This is a genomic window from Shewanella sp. (assembly GCF_013214165.1).
Lineage (GTDB): Bacteria > Pseudomonadota > Gammaproteobacteria > Enterobacterales > Shewanellaceae > Shewanella.
This window is the reverse complement of sequence record NZ_JABSSM010000054.1, coordinates 22,756-29,828: the sequence shown is the minus strand read 5'-3', so window position 1 is coordinate 29,828 and position 7,073 is coordinate 22,756. Positions and strand designations below refer to the sequence as shown.

At 40.3% G+C, this 7,073-nt stretch carries 5 protein-coding genes and 2 pseudogenes; 1 reads left to right on the top strand and 6 read right to left on the bottom strand.

The window, feature by feature from the left end; translation table 11 throughout:
- The 6 genes and pseudogenes from HRU42_RS14840 to HRU42_RS14815 all read right to left on the bottom strand — a co-directional run.
- Positions 1-175, bottom strand: a pseudogene (locus HRU42_RS14840) (transposase); the annotation flags it as partial.
- A 247-nt stretch (positions 176-422) separates the two neighbouring features.
- Entirely contained in the window at positions 423-2,195 is a 1,773-nt protein-coding gene (locus HRU42_RS14835; RefSeq protein ID WP_295032096.1) for a P-loop NTPase fold protein, read from the bottom strand.
- Positions 2,196-2,777: 582 nt separating this feature from the next.
- Positions 2,778-3,254, bottom strand: coding sequence for a phage virion morphogenesis protein (locus tag HRU42_RS14830; RefSeq protein ID WP_295032095.1), 477 nt, complete (start codon positions 3,252-3,254; stop codon positions 2,778-2,780).
- Positions 3,254-3,541, bottom strand: coding sequence for a hypothetical protein (locus tag HRU42_RS14825; protein ID WP_295032094.1), 288 nt, complete (start codon positions 3,539-3,541; stop codon positions 3,254-3,256). The genes HRU42_RS14830 and HRU42_RS14825 overlap by 1 nt, the downstream gene beginning before the upstream one ends.
- A 938-nt stretch (positions 3,542-4,479) precedes the next feature.
- Positions 4,480-4,923 (bottom strand): hypothetical protein, encoded by a 444-nt coding sequence (locus HRU42_RS14820; RefSeq protein WP_295032093.1) that lies wholly within the window; start codon positions 4,921-4,923, stop codon positions 4,480-4,482.
- Positions 4,924-5,262: 339 nt separating this feature from the next.
- A pseudogene (locus tag HRU42_RS14815) lies at positions 5,263-5,504 on the bottom strand (IS3 family transposase); the annotation flags it as partial.
- Positions 5,505-5,829: 325 nt separating this feature from the next.
- On the opposite strand from HRU42_RS14815, the gene HRU42_RS14810 reads away from it, so the two are divergent.
- On the top strand, positions 5,830-7,017 hold the full coding sequence (locus HRU42_RS14810) for a hypothetical protein (RefSeq protein WP_295032092.1): 1,188 nt from the start codon (positions 5,830-5,832) through the stop codon (positions 7,015-7,017).
- Positions 7,018-7,073: the final 56 nt, after the last annotated feature.

Here is a 7,073-nt window from a genome sequence, read left to right as displayed (position 1 = left end):
AAAAAATAGCAGACAGAGCCTTAACCTTTTCGACAATCCAGCCGCGTCTATGCTCGAAACTCTTACCTGTAAATTTATCTTCACCGCAAAGGTAGGCTCTTCTAACACAACGATTTATTATATGATAAAACGGAGTCGATTCTGCATCGATAAGGGTTCTTCGAGCTGAAGTCATAATCGATATCCTGAACAACACGGAGTTGAGGTAACTTAAAGGTTAGTAGAGGATGCCCTAAAGCACAAAAGATATGGCTGTCCTCTCTTTTGCCTTGGCGGTTGCTCAGCGCCGCAATGGCAACAGTTTGAATATGAGTGTTAGTGCGATTTGATTTCATGACCCCACAATGATCTTTGTGGGGGGGAAGCTGTATTAACCTGGGTTAGTAAAGTTCGGTACGTATTTAGACATAATTATATTGATTTCAGTCTCGATTATAGCTTTCTGCCTTTTCAATGAATTTAACCCCCTCATCCAGAGAGCCTATAAGCAAATTAAGGCAGCCTTTTAATCTGGATATTTGCATCAAAGAAATTTTTGTTTCGAGGTGTTCTTTAAGTTGGCGAACAAACTCAAACTCATCTTGTAATAATTCGCTATGACCTACGATGTATCTATTTTCGATAAACTGGCCGAACTCAATGATGTCTCTCTTTTTCCAGCCATCGAAGGCCTGGCAGACTGCATCCACATCAAACTGATGTAGAAATGGTTTAGCCTCATACTTCCTATAAATTTCAGTGCTAGCTGTAGACCAGCAAGCTAGAAATTGTGTCTGAAGTTCGCTCTGCCTAATGTTAGTAGATAACTTATCATTTCTGGCCTTCGCAGCACCATACAGCTCAGCAACAAAGGGATGCAGGTCTCGAAGTCTCATTTCATAGTGCCGTTCTGGAGATGTAGGTGTAAAAGCCTCTTCATCTCCAACCACAGCTTTAGCTCTTACAAACTCCTCGTCAATATTTTCTGGTATAAACATGTTTTCAATGCAAAAGAAGTACACGTTAAGCACTATAAACCAATCAAAAAAGGGCTTAGGTTCAGCCCCTCTATCAAATAGAAATTCTTTAGCTTCTTTAATTGCTTCTTCAAATTGATTCTCAGATAGGTCATAAATTCCAAAAGATTTGATTCTATCGAGTAACTTTCCTTCCAATGGAAGATTAAAAGCTTCGACTAACTCACTTGGAATAGGTGTAATGTTGAGACAGTAACTGACTAAATCTGGCGTACAATATCCGACAATCTTGCTTATATCTGTTAGACGTAGTTTTGCTGGATCGATATTTTTTGTCGCTTCCACTTCTCCACTTTTAACTACTGGTAATATTTTCCCATATTGCTCTACGACCATTGCCCTACACATTTCATCATAACTAGCTCCATATTCATAATGGGCATAACAGATGCGAAATACTTGCTCAATGACCCTTGAAAGTGCAAGAGTTATATCCACACTAGGTAACTGCTCTATCTTATACTTAATAGGGACGTAACGTTGCATCACCCGCTGGACAATTCGCAGATTGGAAAGTTGTAATGCGGCAATCGCATTTAATGCAGAGTGGGAAGTTGCCTCATCCAAATGCGGCGCATATTTCTGCTTGATAATTTTAACAATATCAGCAGGTGAAGCAGTTAGTACGATTTTATCATTGAAGGTTTTTTCGAGAATAGATTTATCTTCAATATGATCTTCATGAGCCAGAACTACAATGGCAATATTTGTATTGTTTTCTACTAAGTTTAAACATTCACCGAGCACCTCTGAAATTAACTGTTTACTTGAGGCGCGCTCTAAGTCGTCAACGATGAAGGCGCAATTGTTCATACTAGAGAGAAGTTTATGCTTCATTGGCTTAGCAAGTGTATTTGCGAGTGCTAGTGTAGCGCCCTTATCTCCACATATTTTTGCTAAATTACCGATAACATCTTTTAGCATTGAATAATTTTCAACTGAATTTTTGCTATCACAATAATGTAAAGAAACCAACTTATCCCTAAAGTCATCTAGACTAGACACCCCGTATAGAGAAACATAATGAGCGTTAGCATATTTCTTTTGAAGCTCTGGAATTATGCTGTTTTTCGCGACATAGGTTTTACCGCAGCCCCACTTCCCACTTAGAAGCTGAACTGACGGGAAGCTGTCTTCGTTAAGGTTATAAATAATCTGTTCAGTAACACTTTTAGACATGAGAAATGGTTCACTTTGAATAAGTTAAGCAATAGAGTACCAAAGTAATCCGCAAGAGCACAGGTTAAGGAACGTGCGAATCCCCAAACACTAAAACCAACTAAGAATGAAAGAAATAAGACTAGCTACATTAAGTAATGTTAATAGATGCCCACAGAGCGGCGGATATTTTAAATGAAAGGGTTTCATGATAAGTTTTGGTTGCAAGTTTCATTAATTAAAAGGATTTAGTATGACTATCAAACCGGGGCCCAAACCTATAGCCGATTCCACAGGTAAAAAAGACAAAAGACGTCGCGTTACGCCTGAAAACAAGCCTAAACACCCGGACTTGAAACCCCATAAACATAAGTAAAAGTGAATGCATGATCCAAGCCTTAGGCAATATTATCTAGGGCTTTATTTAAGGGATTTAATAATTAGCTTAATCATTCAAGACATAGCTCACACAGATGTCATGCTCAGTATTCCTCTGCAACCTTCTTTATAAATCTTTTATAAACGCCGTAAGGGCGCTTAAACAACAAGCGCGTCACATAATGTCAATTAACTCATATCGCCGCTTAAAATGCGTTTGAGAGCTTAGAGCGCTTTTCCCAGATGATGCTCTAGGATGTTGATGATTTCGATTCGCTCGAAGGGGGCGATGCCCAGAAACGGCCGAGCGGGGATCTCATTGCCCGGCATCATACTCTTGGCACTGGTGATGCCGCCGAACTGCTGCATGGCCGCATATTCTTCGTTGCTGCCCAGTTCGAGTTGATTGCGGCCCAGTTGATAATGAATGCTAGAGGCTAAGGTACCAGACTCAGTAAGAATACGATCGGTGCGTTCACCCTGTTTTATCTTTCGCTCAACAGTGGTTGAACTCAGTTCGGCCCAGGGGGAACCATCGGGGGCTTGTTGTTCGATAAAGCGCTGCTGAGTGGACTCAAGCAAGTACTCGCCTATGTCAGCTAGTGCGGGGGTTAGGTTGCCGCTTTGTTTGAGCAAGTTGTTAAGGGCCTTGGTGATCGCAGTGCGGCCCTTGGCTTCGACCTTGATTGAAGTGCCAGCCATTACTCTTGATCTCTATTGACTGGCTTTGCATCGGCAGCGGTTATCTCTTCAAGTGGCGTGCTAACGTGAAGGCTTTCCCACACCTCGGCAAATAGAGTCAGTTCATGGCCGCTTGCTTTAGCCTCAATTAGCGTAATTTGCTTATCTTTTTCGATGTAACTCAGACTCTCATTATTGATAATGTCAAAGGCTGCATCGACCAAGGGCGTCGGCTTATTCAATTCTGCATCAGCTTCTACACGGGCCAACATAGCCGCTAAATCTTTATCCATTGGCTGGTTACTCATGAGTGCGCTCCTTTAGCTGTGCTCTTTGTTGCGAGAATGCTTGCCACTAGCTTATCAAAGTACTCGGCTATTTCAGCATTAAATTCGGCCAATGCCTTGCGGTTTAACACCCAAGCAGCAAAGTGCTCGGCGTGCCATTCAAACTTATCCTTAGCTGAATATCGAGTTAGCTCAGCTGCAACGGGTACCGCTGGACTGCCAGCCTTAAAGTGTAGTTGATGGCCAATCTCATGCTAGAATTTATCGAGCCACCCATCACAAAAATGAAGCCATTGACCAAATACCAGTGCTGACATTGTGAGTACTAAATGGCATGTAAGGTGATGATTTATTTTAACTTAAAATATCAAGGCGATGAGTTTTACACAGCTAAGATAAGTGGACACCCATAAGATTTTTGATACTTTAAACTCCCCCAAGTTCAAAGTAGCGAATGGATGGTGAGAGCCATGATTAAGCCTCTCACACTAGCAATAACACACGCTCTAAAATCGAAGAGACAACTTATCTTGTAAATCAGCAGGTGTAGATTCGGCTGCGAGCTTCGATGACATGGCCGTTCTATGACATCAATGTCACCACGGCATTGGTGCATCTGACCTATAGGGATATAGGAAATGTCATTATGATGTCTGGAACATCATTGACCTGCCTCCACGACATTGGTGCATCTGACCTATAGGGATATAGGAAATGTCTAATGTATGTCTGGAACATACAATACCCTGCACGGCACCCGCTGCAGGCGATAGATAGCCATGAAGGTAAAAGTTAACACTCACTACCCAATATCAACTAAGCCAGAAGCTAATCAGAAAATGTAACCAGTCTTCACTCGAAGGCTAGCAAGCTTTGGTGGTGGAAATGCCAATAAATGAAGGGGACATTTATTGGCATATGGCTGTCCTGTCTTTTTTTCATTTAATAACGCTTCAATCTTAAGTAGATAAACGTTCGAGCTGCTCTAAAATATCAATCCTTGCTACTCTCATACTAATTCCTTTTGGAGTATCGCCAGCTTTTAGAGCATAACTTAAGGAATCACGCATAATATTCAAAAAGTTATGTTTACTACTCATATCACCATCACTATCTATGGTCATTGGAGAACACATTAACAGGTGTTCTTCTTCAGTAATCAACTTATTATCATATAATTCTTTCGACATTTTAACTAGATCATTACTTGAAATATTGGTTACATCATATTTTCTTGAAATCTCTTGCCATTTGGATTCAGCATTACGCCCAGCATCACTAATTGTTACTTTGTCAGTTGAAGTTGAAACCTCTGTCGCTGTTGATTTCGTATAAGTAGAAGTAGAAGTATTCTTTTGTATTTGTTCAGTGCGGCCTACCTGCACGCTATTATTTATGTACATAAACATCCCTTTTCATTAAAAATATAGCTGATAAATATATGCAATAATCAAACCATGATCACGCTGGCACTCCATAAGGCTTTGATAATTAATAATATATATCTAGTTTTTATTATTCGACTATTATGTGTCAATAACCAGTACACTCATGGATAAATGGTCGGATTTAATTAGGGCCTTCGAATAAACTAAGATATTTATTCTAACAAAAGATATGGCTGTCCTGTTTTTCATTAAAGTCGACCCATGAAGACTTAAGTCGTTTTCGTGTCACAAAAAGAAATGGCTCAGTATCCCTATATAGCGGCGTTCATGGTGTGTTGAATATAGAGTTTGAACGTAAGCTTGACGCTGGGTGACCACTACAACCCGAGCTTTCGCATGATGCTACGAGTGCGGTAACGACCGATACTGAAGCCTTCTAGGCGGAGTTTTTTGGCTAGCTGACGAGAACCTAAACTGCTTCAGCTACGCTTAAAAAGACGTTTTGCCGTTCGGTATAAATTGAGCTCTCGTTCGCTAATAATTTTAGCGGGCCTAGCTAACCAATCATAAAATGCACTGCGACTCACTTGTAGAAGCTTCCAAAATAAAGAGTGCACAATCCTCGCCGGACAGGCGTTAGATTACATTGAAGGAACGACCTTCAAACCCATCACCCAGTATCAACTCAGCCAGAAGCTAAATCAGAAAATGTAATCAGTCTTCATTCGAAGGCTAGCAAACTTTGGGGCATTTTCGACTTAGAGCGATCACTCTAAGCCGTACCTGGACAAAAACGAGTTACATATTAACTCCGGCTTAATATTTATAGTTGCTGCTCACCACTGCAATTGACTTACTACTCAAATCACTTATCTTGTCACCATTATTCACTAATGTACTTAACTCATGACTCGAATTAGAGTGTCTGATATTCAAAGCTGTGACGTCACGGTTAATAAAAGTTGGGAAAAAATATCCACTTTATGGGATCAAATTTCACAACTGCAAGCTCGGAACCAACGTTTAGAAACCAAAATTTCAACATTTTTTGATCAGGCTAAAAGTCAGTTTGAAAGTTATGAAATTGAAACCTGCTCTTTAGCCGCCATGAAGGTTGAACGATTGATCAGTTTCATCGCACGCAGGACTATTAAGGGCGAACGAAGAGATGCGCTTTATGAGTTAATCCAAGAAGAACTGAATGCACTGGAATCTAATCCATTTTGGACTGGTAGCACTGCTGAATTACGGAACAATTTCCGATGCCAAATAGCTGCAGATTCGCAGCGCCAAGCAGAAAAAGCCCCAGAGCCTGATGAATTCGAAACAGAGGCATTTCGTGACATGCTGGAAGAAATGTTGGGAGTTGATATTGACTTTGAACACGAGAAGTTGGTCGAAATGATGAAAAACCCTCAAGATTTTGAACAATATTTAAAAGATATTGCTCAGTCTGCCCAAGAAAAGCATGCAGATATCGAAAATGATGATTCAATGGATGAAGATGAATTAGACGATGATTTTTATGATCGAGCATTTAATAGCTTCAAACAAGAAGAAAGTGATCCCTCTATTGATGATATCAAAATGCTTTTTAAATCTTCCGCTCTCAACAAACTGTATAAAAAAATGGCGTCACGTCTGCACCCTGACAAAGAAAGAGATGAATCATTGAAAAAAGAAAAACATGAGTTAATGCAGAAATTGTCAAAAGCAAAGCGTGATGGTGATGTTTTTACGTTACTTCAAATGGGTCAGCAATGGCTTCCTGACTTTGAACTTGATTTAAGTCAGTCAGCATTGAAAGCGATGATAAGAGTACTTGAAACTAATGTAAAAAGTTTAAACCACCAACACCGAGACATCGGCTCTGATGCGAGTTTAAAAGGTATGGTTTGGAATCGATTTTCAGCACGAAGTAAAAAACAGCAGCAAACTAACATTCAACAACATATTGACTCACTGATAGTCAGCCAAGCTGATATCCAAGAAAGTATCGATACGTTAACGACAGTAAAATCAGTTAATGCTTATTTAAAAGAGAGGATTGAGGCTGAACGCTGGAATTTTTTCCCGAACGTTAGCGATATGCATGGGTGCCCATTCTAAGATCCTATCTTTATAGGCCTGTTAGGCCGTTCACCAGCTGAACGGTTTAACTATTT